Below are 16,009 nucleotides of genomic sequence, written 5' to 3' on the forward strand. Positions count from 1 at the left end.
GCACGTGCGTTGCTGCGTGACGCGGGGTATTAAACGATCTTGTGTGAATCGCAAGTGGAAAACAGAACCAATCCACATGCGTAAGGAAAACCGTGTCTTTTTGGTCCTATTTGAGGCAAAGCCTGCAAGAAATATGCAACGATGAAGCATTGTAATGCGTAACCTGTTGCGTGTTTTGTACGGCTGTGTGGCTCTTTTTAAGAATGATGCATTTTGAGGGTATTTTGTGTGAATTCATCCTTAGATTCTCAGGCTGAGCGCTCCTTGGCGTCATCTGATTCGGGGGCAGTAGTGCCTGCTAAGCCGGATGAGGAAGGTGTGCGTGTAGCACGTCAGTTGGGGCCAGAAGCTCCGGGGACCGGCGCGACTTCACCGATTGCTATGTCTGGCGGAGGGTGGAAACTCGTGCTGCGTCAAGTTGTGTCGGAAGTACGGTCTACGCAGACCTCTATTTCGGCCGCAGGTTGCGCTTTTTATGCGACGCTCTCGATGTTTCCGGCAATTAGCAGTTTGATCTCTATGTATGGATTGGTATTTGACCTGCAAACGGTTGAGCCACAATTGCAGGTTTTGCAGCATATTTTACCGGAAGCAGCTTATTCATTAATTGGGGATCGTATTCACCAACTGGTTAGTCAGCCTCACTCATCCTTGACAATTGGGCTGGTGATTTCTTTGTCCATTGCGTTGTGGTCTGCTTCTGCGAGTACGAAGGCCATCCTTTCCGCTTTGAACATGGCGTATAATGTGGATGAGACGCGTGGCTTCATTAAGTTTCAAGTGCTGGCCTTAGGGGCCACTCTCATGACGATTTTGGGGGCTGCTTTGACATTAGCTTTAATGGTTGCGGCGCCTGCACTGATTGATCATTTACCAAAAATTTTGCTGCATGTTTTTGGGCTTCGGACATTGCCGCCACCATTTGATTTTTTGGTGTCTTATGGTGCTCCCATGGTGGTGCATATCGCAGCGCCGGTTTTGATGTTGTTGTTTGTGTTTGTCGCGATGAGTTTACTCTATCGTTTTGGACCTTGTTACATCGCAGGGGGCTGGCGCTGGGTGTTTCCCGGGTCTTTGCTTTCGACGGTTTTGTGGGTGCTGAGTTCGATGGGTTTCTCATGGTATGTCGGGCATTTTGCGAGTTATGGCGCGACTTATGGGCCTTTAGGGGCGGTGGCTGCGATCATGATGTGGTTTTTTGTAAGCGGGTATGTCGTGCTGGTGGGGGCTGAGTTGAATGCAGCCCTAGAAGATCGCCGGAAGGGTATACAGCCGCGCATTGCAGGCATAGAGCGAGCAGATCCTGTGACAGAAGAAGCGGCTTTGGCGAGGGAGAACGGGTAAGGCTTTCGTTTACGTGTGTTTAGTGCCGGACGTGTGCTGCTTTCTGTGGGCGGCGCACGTTAGCATGTTGCGTCATGATATGTTGATGTGTGGTGTGATGGGTAGGCTCGGGCGTAGTCGGGCCAGCATCCGCGACTTCGATGGGGGCGTCATCGGTTTTTGTGTCCGTGACGCGCGCTATTTTGACATGCGCCGTGCCGCTATTGAGCATGCCGAGTTGTGATGCCGCAGCGTGAGACAAGTCGATAACGCGGCTATTAAAGGGACCACGATCGTTTACGGTGACGATGACAGAACGTCCCGTTTCTTCGGACATGACCTTGAGTTTTGTCCCGATGGGAAGCGTACGGTGTGCTGCTGTAAGTGCATTGGTGTTAAAAATTTCACCTGAGCTTGTGCGACGACCGTGAAATTGCCGCCCATACCAACTTGCAATGCCTTGCTGTGTCCATGTGGCATCATCTTTTAAGCGTTGCGTTCTGTGTGCCAATGCCGAACGTACAGAATCGGCCCAGCTTGTGTGCACGGGTTGCGCTGAACCTGCGTTTGGCGGGGTATCTTCTGCCATGGCTGACATCGGAAGAGTGAGGCCGATGAAGAGCAGGGCGCAGAGTTTATGCGTGATGTTGGTGTGTTTTAGAGGCGAAAATGGCACCGCAAGTGGTTCTTCTCCAGTGAACAGGATAGGGCGGAAAGTCCTTACTCTTAGCATGGAATAGCACCCATGTCCTGTTGTTGAACGCTTAAAAACGGCAGTTTTAGGGCGATGGTGCTTTCGCAATCGTGCTGAAAGTGCTATCGCGCGGCTTAATGAGACGCCCTCACATTGCCGTTTTGAACGGCCCAAACTTGAATATGCTTGGCTTGCGCCAGCCGGGAATCTACGGATCTGCCACGCTTGATGACGTGGAGCAGATCTGTATTCAGGCGGCTGAGCGGTTGGATGTTGGTATCGATTTTCGGCAAACGAATATCGAAGGCGAACTCGTGTCTTGGGTGCAGGAGTGCCGAGGGCGGTTTGATGGGATTGTGATTAATCCTGCGGCTTATGGGCATACGTCGATAGCGTTGCTGGACGCGCTTTTATCCGTCGATCTGCCTGTTATCGAGGTGCATATATCCAACATTCACCGCCGGGAAGCATTCCGACATCACACCTATGTTTCACAGGCTGCAATTGGTGTAATCTGTGGGCTCGGTGTGCGGGGTTATGCCCATGCGCTCCAAGCAATTACTGACCTGATCGAAGACGAAGGATGAGCCGTATGCTCGTGGATAAAGATGCCATTCGGGCATTGGCCGAGATTCTGACCGATACCGGCCTGACCGAAATTGAAATTGCAGAACAAGATAGCCGTATTCGTGTTGCCCGTAGCGCAGCACCTGTGCAGGCCGTTGCTGCACCGGCTCCCGCCGCAGCACCTGTGGCAGCAGTTCCAGCGCCGGCGGCACCTGCTGCTGCGCCTGCTGATCACCCCGGCGCCGTGCCAAGCCCAATGGTTGGTGTGGCGTATCTGTCCCCAGATCCGTCTGCGCCTGCTTTTGTGCAGGAAGGACAGTCCGTTTCTGCTGGTCAGACCATTATGCTGATCGAAGCGATGAAGACGTTTAACCAGATCAAAGCACCACGCGCAGGTACGCTGACGAAGTACCTCGTCGAATCGGGGCAGCCGGTTGAATTTGGTGAGAAGCTGGCGATCATCGAATAATGTTTTCTAAAATCCTCATCGCCAATCGCGGCGAAATCGCATTGCGCATTCTCCGGGCCTGCCGTGAGATGGGCATTAAAACCGTTGCTGTGCATTCAACTGCTGATGCGGACGCCATGCATGTGCGCTTGGCCGATGAGGCTGTGTGCATTGGTCCACCAAGTGCGCGTGATTCGTACCTGAATGTTGCAGCGATTTTGTCTGCAGCAACGATTACTGGGGCGGAAGCGATTCATCCGGGTTACGGGTTCTTGTCTGAGAACGCGTCTTTTGCGGAAACGGTCGAAGAGCACGGTCTTGCCTTTATCGGTCCAACGGGTGAGCACATCCGTATGATGGGCGATAAGATCACGGCAAAAACGACGATGCGCGCGCTCGGCGTGCCGTTGGTGCCGGGGTCTGATGGTGGTTTGGCTAGTCTTGCGGAAGCGCGGGAAGTGGCTGAGCGGGTTGGGTACCCTGTTCTCATTAAGGCTGCTGCTGGCGGCGGTGGGCGCGGCATGAAGGTTGCGCACACAGCCGATGAGATTGAGGAAGCTTGGAGCGTTGCGCGGACAGAAGCACGTGCGGCTTTTGGTAATGATGAAGTCTATCTGGAAAAATATCTGGATCGTCCGCGTCATATCGAGCTTCAGATTCTGGCTGATGCGCATGGGAATGTGGTGCATCTCGGGGAGCGTGACTGCTCTTTGCAGCGCCGTCACCAAAAGCTGTTGGAAGAAGCAGGTTCACCAGCTCTGACGGCAGAAGAACGTGATGCTATCGGCCGCACGACGACGGATGCGCTCGCGAAGATGGGCTATCGTAATGCAGGGACGCTTGAGTTCTTGTACCAAGATGGTCAGTTCTGTTTCATTGAGATGAATACGCGTCTTCAGGTTGAGCACCCCGTGACAGAAATGGTCTGTGGTGTGGACTTGGTGCGTGAGCAAATTCGTATCGCTGCGGGCGAGAAGCTCGGTTATGAGCAGTCGGACATTACGTTCTCTGGTCATGCGATTGAGTGCCGTATTAATGCAGAAAACCCGGAAACCTTCGCGCCGAGCCCCGGTACGATTAAGGTTTTTCATGCACCGGGCGGCCTTGGTGTGCGCATGGATAGTGCGATTTATGCGGGCTATCGTATTCCGCCATATTACGACAGCATGATTGCCAAGTTGATTGTTCATGCACCGACACGTGCAGAAGCAATCGCGCGTATGCAGCGTGCGTTGGATGAATGCGTTGTGGAGGGGGTTCAGACCGTGATCCCGCTGCACCGTAAGATTTTGGCAGATGCTCAATTCCAGAAGGGTGATTATACGATTCACTGGCTGGAAAAGTTTGTGGCGGCGCAAACGCCACAAGGTTGATGCTTTAAAGTAGAGGAAAACGCTGTGCGTTACGCGGAAACACTGGCTCTCGATATTCGTCCTGGTCTTGTCTCCCGCGTTGCGGCAGCGTTGGAAAACAGCAGTGGGGTTGGTCTTTGGGTGACAGAGACCGGCCCGCTGAACCGGATTATGGTGCTACGTTTTGCGGAGTCTCTTGAGCAACTGCGTGATGCACGGCAGGCTTTTTTGGCGCATGTACCGCGAGATGTGTTGGTCCGAGAAGAAGCGACGTCTTGGCGTGTGGTAACGCCAGTTTTAGAGCCTGGGGCGTATGGTTCTCTTTATGAATGGCGTTGCTACGAAGCCCATCCAGATAAAATGAACGGAGTGGTTGAGTTGTTCAATCACGCCTTGGTCGCGCGAGAAACGCTGTCCCCTTTATGTTGTGCTTTGGTGTCCTTAGAAGGTACGCCGCGTTTTGCACATTTATGGCCGTATAAAGATGCACAGTCGCGGAGTACTATTCGTGCTGAAGCGTTAAAAACTGGCAAATGGCCACCGGCGATTGCGCCGCTTTTGGTGCGGATGGAGAATGCGCTTTTGTCGCCTTTGCCGGCATCAGCGTGGTACTGATAAACAATTCGTGAATGTTTGCCATGAAGAAAAATCATGGCGTCATTATGATATGCGGGAAGGAAATAAATCGTTTCTCTAGCTATACTGTCGCAAAATTAAGATAAAAAAATCTCTTCCTGTAAGAAATAGTATTATTCCAGTGCTCTTTAATTGGTCATAGGATGGTTGCCGATCTCGCCGCTATTCCGTATGAAAGGGCTCCCATCACGATGCTGTGACTGGCGACGGAAAAGGTCTTTCGTTTGCTGGTTGTGGCAGACGAGTAGCGAGAGTTCCCATGTCTCTGAATTCCGTCTTAGAGAGCGTAACAGCCCGGATCATCGATCGATCGAAGATTTCGCGTCGACGTTACCTCGCTTTGATGGAGCGTAACCGAGAGAAGGGCGTTTCGCGGCCACGTTTGGCTTGTGGTAACCTCGCACACGCTATTGCGGCATCAGAAGGCGATAAGCCGAGTCTGATGCAAACGCGCACGAATAATATCGGCATCATCTCTACCTATAACGATATGCTGTCGGCGCATCAGCCTTACGGGCGTTATCCAGAGCAGATTAAGTTGTTTGCGCGTGAGGTCGGGGCGACGGCTCAGGTGGCCGGTTGTGCTCCTGCGATGTGTGACGGCGTGACGCAAGGGCAGGAGGGCATGGAGCTTTCTCTGTTCTCCCGTGATGTGATTGCGATGTCCACGGCGGTTGGACTGAGCCATGGTATGTTTGAAAGCGTGGCCCTTCTTGGTATTTGCGATAAGATTGTTCCCGGCCTGTTGATGGGCGCGTTGCGCTTTGGTCATTTGCCGACGATGTTGATCCCTGCTGGGCCTATGACGTCAGGTCTTCCGAACAAAGAGAAGGTGCGTATTCGCCAGCTTTACGTGCAGGGTAAGGTTGGGACAGATGCACTGATGGAAGCAGAGAATGCTTCGTATCATAGCGCTGGGACATGTACGTTCTACGGCACGGCGAATACGAACCAGATGATGGTTGAGATTATGGGTCTCATGATGCCGGACTCAGCCTTTATTAACCCACATACAAAGCTGCGTCAGGCGATGACGCGTGCGAGTATTCATCGTTTGTCTGAGATCAGCATGAACGGGAACGATGCCCGCCCGTTGGCAGAATGTGTCGATGAACGTGCTCTTGTGAATGCGGCTGTTGGTTTGTTGGCGACAGGTGGCTCTACGAACCATACGATCCATCTTCCGGCGATTGCACGTGCTGCGGGCATTATCATGAACTGGGAAGATCTGAGTGATCTCTCCAAAGTCGTGCCGTTGATGACGCGTGTGTATCCATCTGGTTCTGAAGATGTGAACGGTTTTAATCGTGTTGGTGGTATGCCCACGGTGATTGCGGAACTGTCTCGTGCAGGGCTGTTGCATCAAGATATTATGACTGTTTCCCGCAATGGTTTTGCTGATTATGCGCAGCGTGCGACGCTAGAGGAAGGCGAGTTGGCGTATGTGCCAGCAGAGCCATCTTCTGATCGTGATGTTCTACGAGATGTGGCAGAGCCATTCTTGCCGGATGGCGGCATTAAGCTCATGAGCGGTAATGTTGGGCGCTGCATCTATAAGAGCGGTGCGATTGCAAAAGAGCATTTGACGGTGGAAGCACCAGCACGTGTGTTCCATGACCAAAACGACGTTGGTGCTGCGTTTAAACGCGGTGAGTTGGAACGGGATGTTGTGGTGGTTGTGCGCTTCCAAGGTCCCGAAGCCAATGGCATGCCGGAACTGCATAAGCTGATGCCGACGCTTGGCGTGTTGCAGGACCGGGGTTTCCATGTGGCTTTGCTGACGGATGGCCGCTTGTCTGGCGCTAGTGGTAAGGTGCCATCGGCTATTCACGTCTGCCCAGAGGCGCAGGTAGGCGGTCCAATCGCAAAAATTAAAGATGGCGATATGGTCCGCGTTTGCGCTGTGACGGGGTCTATTGAAGTGCTGGTGTCAGAAGAAGAATGGGCCGCACGGACGCCGGCTGATATTCCTCCTCCGGGTGTTGGTACGGGGCGTGAGTTGTTCGCCCTGATGCGGAGTGTTCATAGCTCTGCGGAAGAGGGTGCCTCTGCTATGTTGGCCCAAATGGACCACGTGCTAGACACGGTTGGAGATGAGTTCTGAAAAGGCCTCCTTGTCTGGCCTTGATGGAGAGGATCTAACGATCATGAGCGATACTGCGAAACTTGACGCCGTTATGACTCGCAGCACGGTTATTCCCGTGCTGGTGGTGAAGGATGTTGCTCAAGCGCGTCCATTGGCGGAGGCGCTGGTCGCCGGTGGTTTGACCACGTTGGAAGTGACGTTGCGCACGCCATGCGCGCTTGAAGTGATTGCTGAGATGTCCAAGGTTGAGGGCGCGCTGGTGGGTGCTGGCACGGTACTCAACCCGAAGGATTTGGAAGCATCAGTCAAAGCGGGTGCGGAGTTTATTGTGAGCCCCGGTTTGACGGAGTCTTTGGCGAAGTCTGCTGTTGAGCATGATGTGCCGTTCCTGCCGGGTGTGGCCAATGCGGGTGACATTATGCGTGGTTTGGATTTGGGGCTGACGCGCTTCAAGTTCTTCCCGGCGGTGACGAATGGTGGTCTGCCGGCCATTAAGGGGCTGTCGAGCGTTTTTGGTGCGGTCCGTTTCTGCCCGACGGGTGGTATTACGGAAGCAACAGCGCAAGAATGGTTGTCTTTGCCATCGGTTTCTTGTGTTGGTGGTTCTTGGTTAACGGCTGGTGAGTTTGATGCGGCTGAAGTAACGCGCCGTGCGAAAGTGGCTTCGGCCTTTAAGGCATCCTGACTTAGAGCGGTATAAATAATATAGAATTATTTATAATGGGCCACTCTGGGAGATACTCTAGAGTGGCCCATATGCTTTTTATGGAATTGAAGCGGGATTATAGGCGGCGTTTTCTGGCATTGTGCTGGGAAGGCAAAGGAAAGGCGTTCTTGTTTTATGGACGCAGCTAAGAAGCCTCTGGTCGGGTTGGCGGGGGTTATTGTTTTAGCCTTGGCGACGGGGCTTAATGAGCAGGTCTCTAGTCAATCTTTGCCCGATATTATGGGCGGGTTGGGGTTTAGTCATGACCCGGCGACGTGGTTTTCCAGTCTGTATACAACGGGTGAGGTTTTAGGTCTCGCGCTCTCCCCGTGGTTGGGGATTACATTCTCGCTACGGCGTTTTATCTTTTTCGTGATTGCGCTCGCGACGGTATCGAGTGTTTTTATACCGTTTATTACGGCTGTCCCGGCTTTGCTTATGTTGCGGAGTTTGCAGGGGCTTTCGGGTGGATTTGCTATTCCGCTTTTGATGACGGTGGCATTGCGTGTCTTAGCACCTAAAATCCGCTTGGTCGGTTTGGCGGCTTATGCGTCTACAGCGACTCTCTTTCCGTATTTAAGCGGGGCCTTAGCGGCCTTGTGGTGTGATCTGGTGGGGTGGCAGTTTGCTTTCTTCCAAGTTGTGCCGTTGAGCGCTTTAGCTTTGGTGCTTGTGTGGTTTGGAATGCCGGTTGATGCGCCGCGTTATGAGCGTTTCCGCCAGATTGATTGGCGCGGTATGGCTTTGGCGGTGATTGGCTTTTCGTCGCTCACAACCATGTTGCAGCAGGGGGATCGGCTGGATTGGTTTAACTCTGAACTGATCTGTATTCTGGCTTTGATTTCTGCCGTCTCAATCCCGCTTTTTGTTGTGAATGAGTGGTTTCATGAATTGCCGCTCTTTAAGTTCCAGCTTTTGTCCCGGCGTAACTTTGCTTATGGCGCCATTACGCTACCGGTTTTTGTTTTAACGACGATTGCATCAACGGCGATACCGGGTGGAGCACTGGCCAGTTTAGCGGGGTATCGGCCTGAGCAAAGTTACGGGATTACGCTGGAGATCGCGCTCATTCAGCTCATCATGCTGCCTTTTCTGGCGTGGTTGTTGAACCGGGAGTGGGTTGATTGCCGTGTGGTCAGTTTGACGGGGTTGCTCTGCTTGTTGGTGGGGTGCCTTGGTGGGAGTTTTGTCACGACGGTCTGGGATCGTGGGGAATTTTATCTCTGGCAGGCGTTTTTTGGCGTGGGTGGTTCTATGGTGGTGATGTGCATGTTGCTCATGGCCACGAACTCTCTTTCGCCACAAGAAGGCCCGTTTGCTGCTGCGATGGTGAATTGCCCAAGGGGGATGGCCTCTACCGTTGGAGTATGGCTGGTGCAGTTGGTGCAGCGCTGGCGGGGGAGTTTGCACTCTGACCGACTAACGGATCATTTGGGGCAAGAGCGTTTTCGTTTGTGGCAGGGGGCAAATCCGGCCTTGCAGTACCCAACGCCTTTATTGCCGAATGGCGTGCCGCGCACACCCGTGAGTGTGCGGTATCAGACCTATGAACTGGCGCATCAGACGCGCGCTCTGGTATTGAGTGATTTGTATTTGGTGGTTGCTGGACTCGTTATTTTTCTTATTTTTCTTGTACTTTTGGTTCCTGAGAGAACCTATCCGCCGCGTATTGCTTTGGCGAAGAAATAGTACGTGCCATGAAAGTTCATGATCATGAATCCTGCCGATAATCATCAGAAGAAAACGCCCAAATGGCCCTTTTTTCTGGCAGGGGTGGTAGTGGTGGTTTTTGTTGGCGTTGTGTTGGGTATTATCTTTGTACCAAGTGCCAATGTTTCCACCGATGATGCGTATGTGACGGCGCATTATGCGACGATTGCGCCGCGTATTCCGGGGCAGATTGTCAGTGTTGATGTGGATGACAACCAAGTTGTGAAAGCCGGGCAGGTTTTGGCGACGTTGGATGATCGTGATTATCGCACAGCGTTGGATCAGGCTCGGGCGACGTTAGCGCATGATGAGGCGTTGGTTTTGGATGCCGCGGCTGCTGAGACGCGTCAGCCCTCTTTGGTGCTGCAAGCGCAAGCTGCGGTGGCGCGTTTGCGGTCTGAGTTGGTTTTTGCGCAGCAAAATTTGCAGCGTTATCGGGACTTGGCGCGCACAGGGGCGGGAAGTGCTGAAACGCATCAGCATTATGCGGCACAGGTTGGTGAGTTGCAGGCCGCTTTGCAGGGGGCGGAAGCCGATGTGCAGGCGACTCAAGACCAGATTCCCATTTTGAAAGCGCGGCATGATGCAGCGGAGCAGACGTTAGCTGTTGATCGTGCCCGGGTGCATCAGGCGGAACTTAATCTCTCTTATACCCGTATTATTGCGCCGTTTGATGGCATGGTTGGGGAGCGGAGCGTGCAGCTTGGGAATTATGTTGGCCCCGGTGCAGCGCTCATGGCAGTGGTCCCGATGAATGAACTGTGGATTGAAGCGAATTACCGTGAAGTAGCGTTACGGAATATGAAGCCCGGGCAGGCGGTACGGATTCATGTGGATGCGTATAACCTAGACTTGCAGGGTGTGGTTGATAGTGTGCCGCCGGCTTCTGGGGCTGCGTTTGCGCCTTTGGCACCTGAGAACGCGACGGGGAATTTTACGAAAATTGTGCAGCGTTTGCCGGTGAAGATTACGCTGAAGCCGGGGCAGAAAGAGGTGGGTCTTCTGCGTATGGGGCTATCGGTGGAAACGACTGTGCAGACTGGTTTGGCGGATGTTGTGGGTGCGCAGGCGCATCTGCGTGTGGGATCGGTGACGGCGAAATGATGCGCGGAATGAAGCAGGTTGCCACATGGTGTATTGCCGGGCTGTTGGCTGGGTGTACCGTGGGGCCGAATTATCAGACGCCACACATGACCGGTTTAGAGCATTGGGGGCGTGAGCCGGGTGCTCCTAGTGCGACTTATGCGGGGGAAGTGGATGTTACGTGGTGGCGTAGTTTCCATGATGAAGAATTAAATCATCTGGTAGAACGGCTGGGTCAGCAGAACTTGGCCTTGCAGGAAGCGGCGACGCGGATTTCAGCCGCTCGCTCTCAGGTGCAAATTGCGGCGGCGCAAGGTTTGCCAAGTGTAAATTGGGCTGGCGCTTATACGTGGACACAGCAAAGTACGCGGGGATTTTTGTCTTTGGCAGAGCCTCGGCCGGGCGCGAATTTGCAGTATAATTATTTCACCAACATGGCGTCAGCAGGGTGGGATTTAGACCTGTTCGGCATGGTACGTCGGGCGGTGGAGGCGGGGAAAGCTGAGGCTGATGAAGCCGTGGCAGCGCGGCGTGCGGTAGCACTGGCAAGTGTGTCGGACATTGTGAGTGCGTATATGCAGCTGCGGGGTACGCAGGAGCAGCGGGCTCTGACGGAACGTAATCTAGCGCTTACGCAGCATGATTTGGCATTGGTGCAAGACCGCATGCGTGACGGTGCTGCTACGGAATTGGAACTGGCGGAAGCGAAGGCGCGTGTGGCGAGTACGCATAGTGCTTTGGCCCCTTTGCGGACGGAAGAAGCGGCATTGATGAATGCAATTGCCTCTCTTTTGGCCTTGCCGCCGCGTGCGTTGGAGGCAGAATTAGCTCCCGTAAAGCCGCAGCCTGTTGTCCCGGCCGCAGTGCCAGTTGGTGTGCCGTCGAGTTTGGCGCAGAGGCGGCCAGATGTGATGCTGGCAGATGCACGTTTGCATGCAGCGACGGCGCGTGTGGGGGTGGCGAAGGCATCATTTTACCCGGACATTGTGCTGGCGGGGAATTTAGGGACGCAGTCTCTCTCTGCGGGAGATTTCTTTTTGCCGGTGGCCAAGTATTTCACGCTTGGCCCGACATTGAATGTGCCCATTTTTGAAGGGGGAAGGTTACGCGGGGAGCTGCATCTGCGGGAAGCTGCGCAGAAAGAAGCAGCTTTGGCTTATCGCCAGACGGTTTTGGATGCATGGCGTGACGTTGATGATGCGTTGACCGGCTATGCGCAGGTGCAGGAGCAATGGGCGCAATTGGCGGAAGCCGTGAAGCAGAACCGTTTGGCGCTGGTGGCGGCGCGGCAGCGTTATGTGGCAGGGGCTGTGCCATTTTTAGAGGTGGATGAAGCGCAGGCGCGGGTTTTGGCCAGTGAGACGAGTTTGGCGGCTGTGCAAACGCAGATGAATACGCAACTTGTTGATTTGTATCGGGCTTTGGGTGGTGGGTGGCAATTCACGGAAGCTCTTGCATCTTCGCGCAAGGACTGATTGTTACTGCGTCTTATGACAGGTCGTTCACATCTTCTCGTTGGTGCATTTACATCATTTTGCGCCATGCGGTGGCATATTTTGACACCGGATATTGTTTCATTTTTCACGGCTCTGATTGGAAGTCTTTTACCTGATATTGATACGGAGCGCTCCATGATGGGTGCGCGGATGAAATGGTTGTCTCGCCCAATTGCGCGGATGTGTGGGCATAGGGGGCTGACGCATTCAGCGGTGTTTTGGGTCGCTGTTGCGGTTTTGTGTCGAATGCTCTTTGGAGAAGATGTATTGGCAGGGCCGTTGGGCGCTTTGCTCTTAGGGGTGGCGAGTCACATCTGTGTGGATTTGCCCACCGGGGGCTGTCAGCTTTTTGGGCCGTTGAGTCGTTCACGTGTATCGGTTTGGCCGTATGTGAAGACCGGAGGCGTGGGAGAAGTGTGTTTGTTGGTGCCGACTTTGGCGTTGCTCGGGTGGTGTGGTTGGAATGCAATGCCGATACATTTGGGGCATGATCTGCACCATCCTGCACATCAACGGTTGCATGTGCCGTTTTCCGGGGATATGGCTCTCCCATCATGACCGAAAACCGTATCCCTGTCCGCCGCGCTCTGCTTTCTGTTTCTGACAAAGCCGGGCTTATCGAGCTTGGGCGTGCGCTCGCCGCCCATGGCACCGAACTCCTCTCAACCGGGGGATCTGCTCGTGCGCTGCGCGAAGCGGGCCTGACGGTGAAAGATGTTTCCGAACACACGGGTTTCCCCGAAATTTTGGATGGTCGCGTTAAGACGCTGGTGCCGCAAGTGCATGGTGGCATTTTGGGGCGCCGTGATCTGGCAAGCCATCAAGAACAAATGGCGCAGCACAACATTGCGCCGATTGATCTGGTCTGTGTGAATCTTTACCCGTTCGCTGCGACGGTTGCGTCTGGTGCGGGCGTTGAAGACTGCATTGAGAACATTGATATTGGCGGTCCGGCTATGGTCCGTGCCTCTGCTAAAAACCATGATCATGTGGTTATTCTGACGTCCCCTGACCAATATGCTGGTTTGATCAGTGCCCTTGAAGCGGGTGGTACGCTGCATGCTGAACGTCGTGCTTATGCGGCCGCTGCTTATGCGCATACGGCGGCTTATGACTCGATGATTTCACGTTGGTTTGCGCAGCAGGCTGGTGATTTGTTGCCGCAGACGCTGACTTTGTCGGGTACGCGCGGTAATTTGCTGCGTTATGGTGAGAATCCGCATCAGCAGGCAGCTTTTTACCGTGATGGCAGCACGCGTCCGGGTTTGGCTTCGGCACGTCAGGTTCAGGGTAAGGCGCTGAGCTACAATAACCTGAACGACACGGATGCAGCTTTTGAAGCTGTGGCAGAATTTTCTTCACCGAGTGTTGTGATTGTGAAGCATGCTAACCCATGTGGTGTGGCTTCGGCTGAGACGTTGGAAGATGCATGGGTTGCGGCTCTGCGCTGTGATCCGGTTTCGGCCTTTGGTGGCATTGTTGCCGTGAACCGTACGCTGGATGCTGCAACGGCGAAGCGTATTTCAGCGATCTTCACGGAAGTTATTGTCGCGCCAGATGCAGAGCCAGAAGCACTCGCAGTTTTGGCCGCGAAGAAGAATCTACGTTTGTTGCTGACAGGTGGTTTGCCTGATCCGAAGGCCGAAGGCCTAGCCGTGAAGACCGTTGCAGGTGGTTTCTTGGCGCAGAGCCGTGATGCTGGTCATGTGACGGAAGCTGATCTGAAGGTTGTAACGAAGCGCGCACCGACGGATGCTGAGATGCGTGACCTTCTCTTCGCGTTCCGTGTGGCGAAGCATGTGAAGTCCAATGCGGTGATTTACGCAAAGGGTGGTGCGACGGTTGGTATTGGCGCGGGGCAGATGTCACGTGTTGATAGTGCGCGTATTGCGGCCCGCAAAAGCGCGGATGCAGCAGAAGCTGCCGGTGAACAAGAACCGTTGACGACGGGATCTGTAGCGGCGTCTGATGCGTTCTTCCCCTTTGCGGATGGTTTGGAGAGTGTTGTTGCAGCGGGCGCTGTGGCAGTGATCCAGCCGGGTGGTTCTATCCGCGACCAAGAAGTCATTGATGCGGCTGATAAGGCTGGTATTGCAATGGTCTTCACTGGGATGCGGCATTTCCGTCACTGAGGTGAGTTATGGGTGTTTGGCGCGGCGTTTTAACGGCTTTTAGTCTATGCATAATGGCGTCATCCGCCGTGGCAGCACCTTGTGAATATGATGTAAGCCCTCTGCCGGTTGTGCAGGGGGTGGTCGTCCGGTTGACGGATGACGGCGCTGTTTTGCGCGATGGTACGGTATTGAATGTGCCGGAAGGTTTACGTTCCATACTGGCTGTAGGAAAAGCCGTGACGGTACGCGGCTTGATGTCGGTGTCAGCGCATAAGGTACAGGTTTTTGCGGTTAATAATCCGCAGCCGGACTGTGAAGGGGCTCCGCATGTGGCGCGGGGTCCATATCCTGGTTCACCACAATACGACTCTTTGCAGCCGAATATAGGGCATAAATAAACGTGATCTTTTGGGGGTGGTAACGCTTCCTTAAAGACTTCTCGGGCATGGTGTGATGGTTGTGTCATACCGTTTTCGGGAAGTTCACGCCTGCCATGTCTCACAATCCTTCTCTGCCGTTGGTAGGGCAATTATGGGTGTCTGGTCGTACGAATACGTCGAGCGGTGGGACGCGTGCGCTGATGGCGCAGGATATGGTGAAAGGCCGGTTTGACGCATTTCTAAAAAGTTATGAACACGCTCAAGCCCAGCCGAAGGCGGAGCCTGTTGCGCGACCGCCGATTACAGAGATGTCTCATAGCGCTTCAAAGACTACATTTACGTCCGGTGAGCGCTCTGTGACTGCGGAGCCGAAGAATACGGCATATGGGCAATTAAAGAGCGATACGAGTGAGGCCTCTCAAAAGGCTGGAGCGGCGAGGGAGAGAGCGCCCGCCATGCAGAGGGCTCCGCGTGGTACGGCGTCTGGTGGAGAGGCTGGCCGTATCGGAGTGGAGAAGTCTACGACGGATGAAGAGGGCATGGATGGGCGCGGTGAGCGGCTCAAGGGTGCCGTTGAAATGCCGTCTCAACGTTTGGGAAAAGGGGCAGGTGGGGAAGCTAACGAAGCGTCCCAGCACTCTGCTGTTTTGACGTGTTCGAGCGCAGGTAGTGATCGGGCGTACGCCCTCCCAGCAGCAGCGCAATCGTCTGTGCCACGTGAGGTGAGCGCTGCGACGGTGTCAGATAGTCAGCATGTGGTTGGTACGGGTGATGATTCTATCGGTGCTGAAGATGATGCCGTGCAAGGGGTAGAAAGTGGCACATGTGAGGGTGCTAGTTCTGCAGATCCTGCTGTAGAATTGCCTGCTTTGGGTGATTTTGAAGAGCAGGACCTTAAGGAGAGGACGCCTCAAGAGAGACCTGATGAGGTCTCTCATACACCTTCGCTCAATGAGGCAGGGTTAACCCCAGAAGCACAGCATACGCCTAGGGTGGATGAAGCTGCTCCGCAGATTTTGCACAGTTCTACGGAGAATGGGCACCGTAGTTGGATTCATATGGACCTTGCCGAGCAAGGGCATGTGCGTGTGGCGATTCATGAAAATACAGAGGGTGCAAAGCACATACATATTACGGCGGATGATCCGCAGACATTGCATATGCTGACGCAGGATCGTGCGTCGTTGCTGGGTGCCTTGGAGCAAACCTCGCTACCGGGGCAGGCCCTTGCCGGTGAAGTCCATGTCACGATGGGTCTCTTTGTTGAACCAAAGCTGAAAAGTGGAGGTGTGGGGGGCATGGCGCAGGCGGGGCAGGACGAGAATGCTTCTGGCGCGGAATTGCCAATGAATAATGAGCGTGTGCGGCCATCACGCTGGGGGCGTGGTGTCGTGGACCTTATGGCGTAATGGGA

General features: G+C 54.1%; 15 protein-coding genes. 14 read left to right on the forward strand and 1 reads right to left on the reverse strand.

Translation table 11 applies throughout. The features are described from left to right. Positions 1 to 228 precede the first annotated feature (228 nt). Positions 229 to 1,344, forward strand: a complete 1,116-nt coding sequence (locus NTH01S_RS00780) for a YihY/virulence factor BrkB family protein (protein ID WP_245642020.1) — start codon at positions 229 to 231, stop codon at positions 1,342 to 1,344. A gap of 19 nt (positions 1,345 to 1,363) precedes the next feature. Here NTH01S_RS00780 and NTH01S_RS00785 read toward each other — a convergent pair whose 3' ends face one another. Further along, positions 1,364 to 2,056, reverse strand: a complete 693-nt coding sequence (locus NTH01S_RS00785) for a septal ring lytic transglycosylase RlpA family protein (RefSeq protein WP_084366800.1) — start codon at positions 2,054 to 2,056, stop codon at positions 1,364 to 1,366. A 98-nt stretch (positions 2,057 to 2,154) separates the two neighbouring features. Between NTH01S_RS00785 and aroQ the strand changes: the two genes are divergently transcribed. The 13 genes from aroQ (at position 2,155) to NTH01S_RS00850 (ending at position 16,004) form a co-directional block, all read left to right on the forward strand. Then, entirely contained in the window at positions 2,155 to 2,604 is a 450-nt protein-coding gene (gene aroQ / locus NTH01S_RS00790) for a type II 3-dehydroquinate dehydratase (RefSeq protein ID WP_068167798.1), read from the forward strand. Continuing rightward, positions 2,601 to 3,053, forward strand: coding sequence for an acetyl-CoA carboxylase biotin carboxyl carrier protein (locus NTH01S_RS00795; RefSeq protein WP_068167799.1), 453 nt, complete (start codon positions 2,601 to 2,603; stop codon positions 3,051 to 3,053). Before aroQ ends, NTH01S_RS00795 begins: the two co-directional genes overlap by 4 nt. Next, positions 3,053 to 4,405, forward strand: coding sequence for an acetyl-CoA carboxylase biotin carboxylase subunit (gene accC, locus NTH01S_RS00800; RefSeq protein ID WP_068167802.1), 1,353 nt, complete (start codon positions 3,053 to 3,055; stop codon positions 4,403 to 4,405). The genes NTH01S_RS00795 and accC overlap by 1 nt, the downstream gene beginning before the upstream one ends. A 24-nt stretch (positions 4,406 to 4,429) precedes the next feature. Further along, on the forward strand, positions 4,430 to 4,999 hold the full coding sequence (locus tag NTH01S_RS00805) for an NIPSNAP family protein (protein ID WP_068167805.1): 570 nt from the start codon (positions 4,430 to 4,432) through the stop codon (positions 4,997 to 4,999). 280 nt (positions 5,000 to 5,279) lie between these two features. Beyond that, entirely contained in the window at positions 5,280 to 7,124 is a 1,845-nt protein-coding gene (gene edd / locus NTH01S_RS00810; protein ID WP_068167808.1) for a phosphogluconate dehydratase, read from the forward strand. A 43-nt stretch (positions 7,125 to 7,167) separates the two neighbouring features. Then, positions 7,168 to 7,791, forward strand: a complete 624-nt coding sequence (eda, locus tag NTH01S_RS00815) for a bifunctional 4-hydroxy-2-oxoglutarate aldolase/2-dehydro-3-deoxy-phosphogluconate aldolase (protein ID WP_068168138.1) — start codon at positions 7,168 to 7,170, stop codon at positions 7,789 to 7,791. Between the two features lie 156 nt (positions 7,792 to 7,947). Further along, a complete protein-coding gene (locus NTH01S_RS00820; protein ID WP_068167812.1) occupies positions 7,948 to 9,501 on the forward strand; it encodes an MFS transporter in 1,554 nt (517 codons plus the stop codon). 18 nt (positions 9,502 to 9,519) lie between these two features. Continuing rightward, on the forward strand, positions 9,520 to 10,626 hold the full coding sequence (locus tag NTH01S_RS00825; RefSeq protein ID WP_068167815.1) for an HlyD family secretion protein: 1,107 nt from the start codon (positions 9,520 to 9,522) through the stop codon (positions 10,624 to 10,626). Further along, positions 10,623 to 12,080 carry an efflux transporter outer membrane subunit gene (locus NTH01S_RS00830; RefSeq protein WP_068167822.1) on the forward strand — a complete coding sequence of 486 codons (1,458 nt, stop codon included), beginning with the start codon at positions 10,623 to 10,625 and terminating at the stop codon, positions 12,078 to 12,080. Before NTH01S_RS00825 ends, NTH01S_RS00830 begins: the two co-directional genes overlap by 4 nt. After that, positions 12,081 to 12,659: a metal-dependent hydrolase gene (locus NTH01S_RS00835; RefSeq protein ID WP_068167826.1), complete on the forward strand. Its 579-nt coding sequence runs from the start codon at positions 12,081 to 12,083 to the stop codon at positions 12,657 to 12,659. Further along, positions 12,656 to 14,233, forward strand: a complete 1,578-nt coding sequence (gene purH, locus NTH01S_RS00840) for a bifunctional phosphoribosylaminoimidazolecarboxamide formyltransferase/IMP cyclohydrolase (RefSeq protein WP_068167828.1) — start codon at positions 12,656 to 12,658, stop codon at positions 14,231 to 14,233. The genes NTH01S_RS00835 and purH overlap by 4 nt, the downstream gene beginning before the upstream one ends. 68 nt (positions 14,234 to 14,301) lie before the next feature. Then, on the forward strand, positions 14,302 to 14,613 hold the full coding sequence (locus tag NTH01S_RS00845) for a hypothetical protein (RefSeq protein ID WP_245642021.1): 312 nt from the start codon (positions 14,302 to 14,304) through the stop codon (positions 14,611 to 14,613). Between the two features lie 95 nt (positions 14,614 to 14,708). Beyond that, positions 14,709 to 16,004 (forward strand): hypothetical protein, encoded by a 1,296-nt coding sequence (locus tag NTH01S_RS00850; protein ID WP_068167831.1) that lies wholly within the window; start codon positions 14,709 to 14,711, stop codon positions 16,002 to 16,004. Positions 16,005 to 16,009 lie beyond the last annotated feature (5 nt).

This window comes from Neokomagataea thailandica NBRC 106555 (genome assembly GCF_001598495.1).
GTDB lineage: Bacteria > Pseudomonadota > Alphaproteobacteria > Acetobacterales > Acetobacteraceae > Gluconobacter > Gluconobacter thailandicus_A.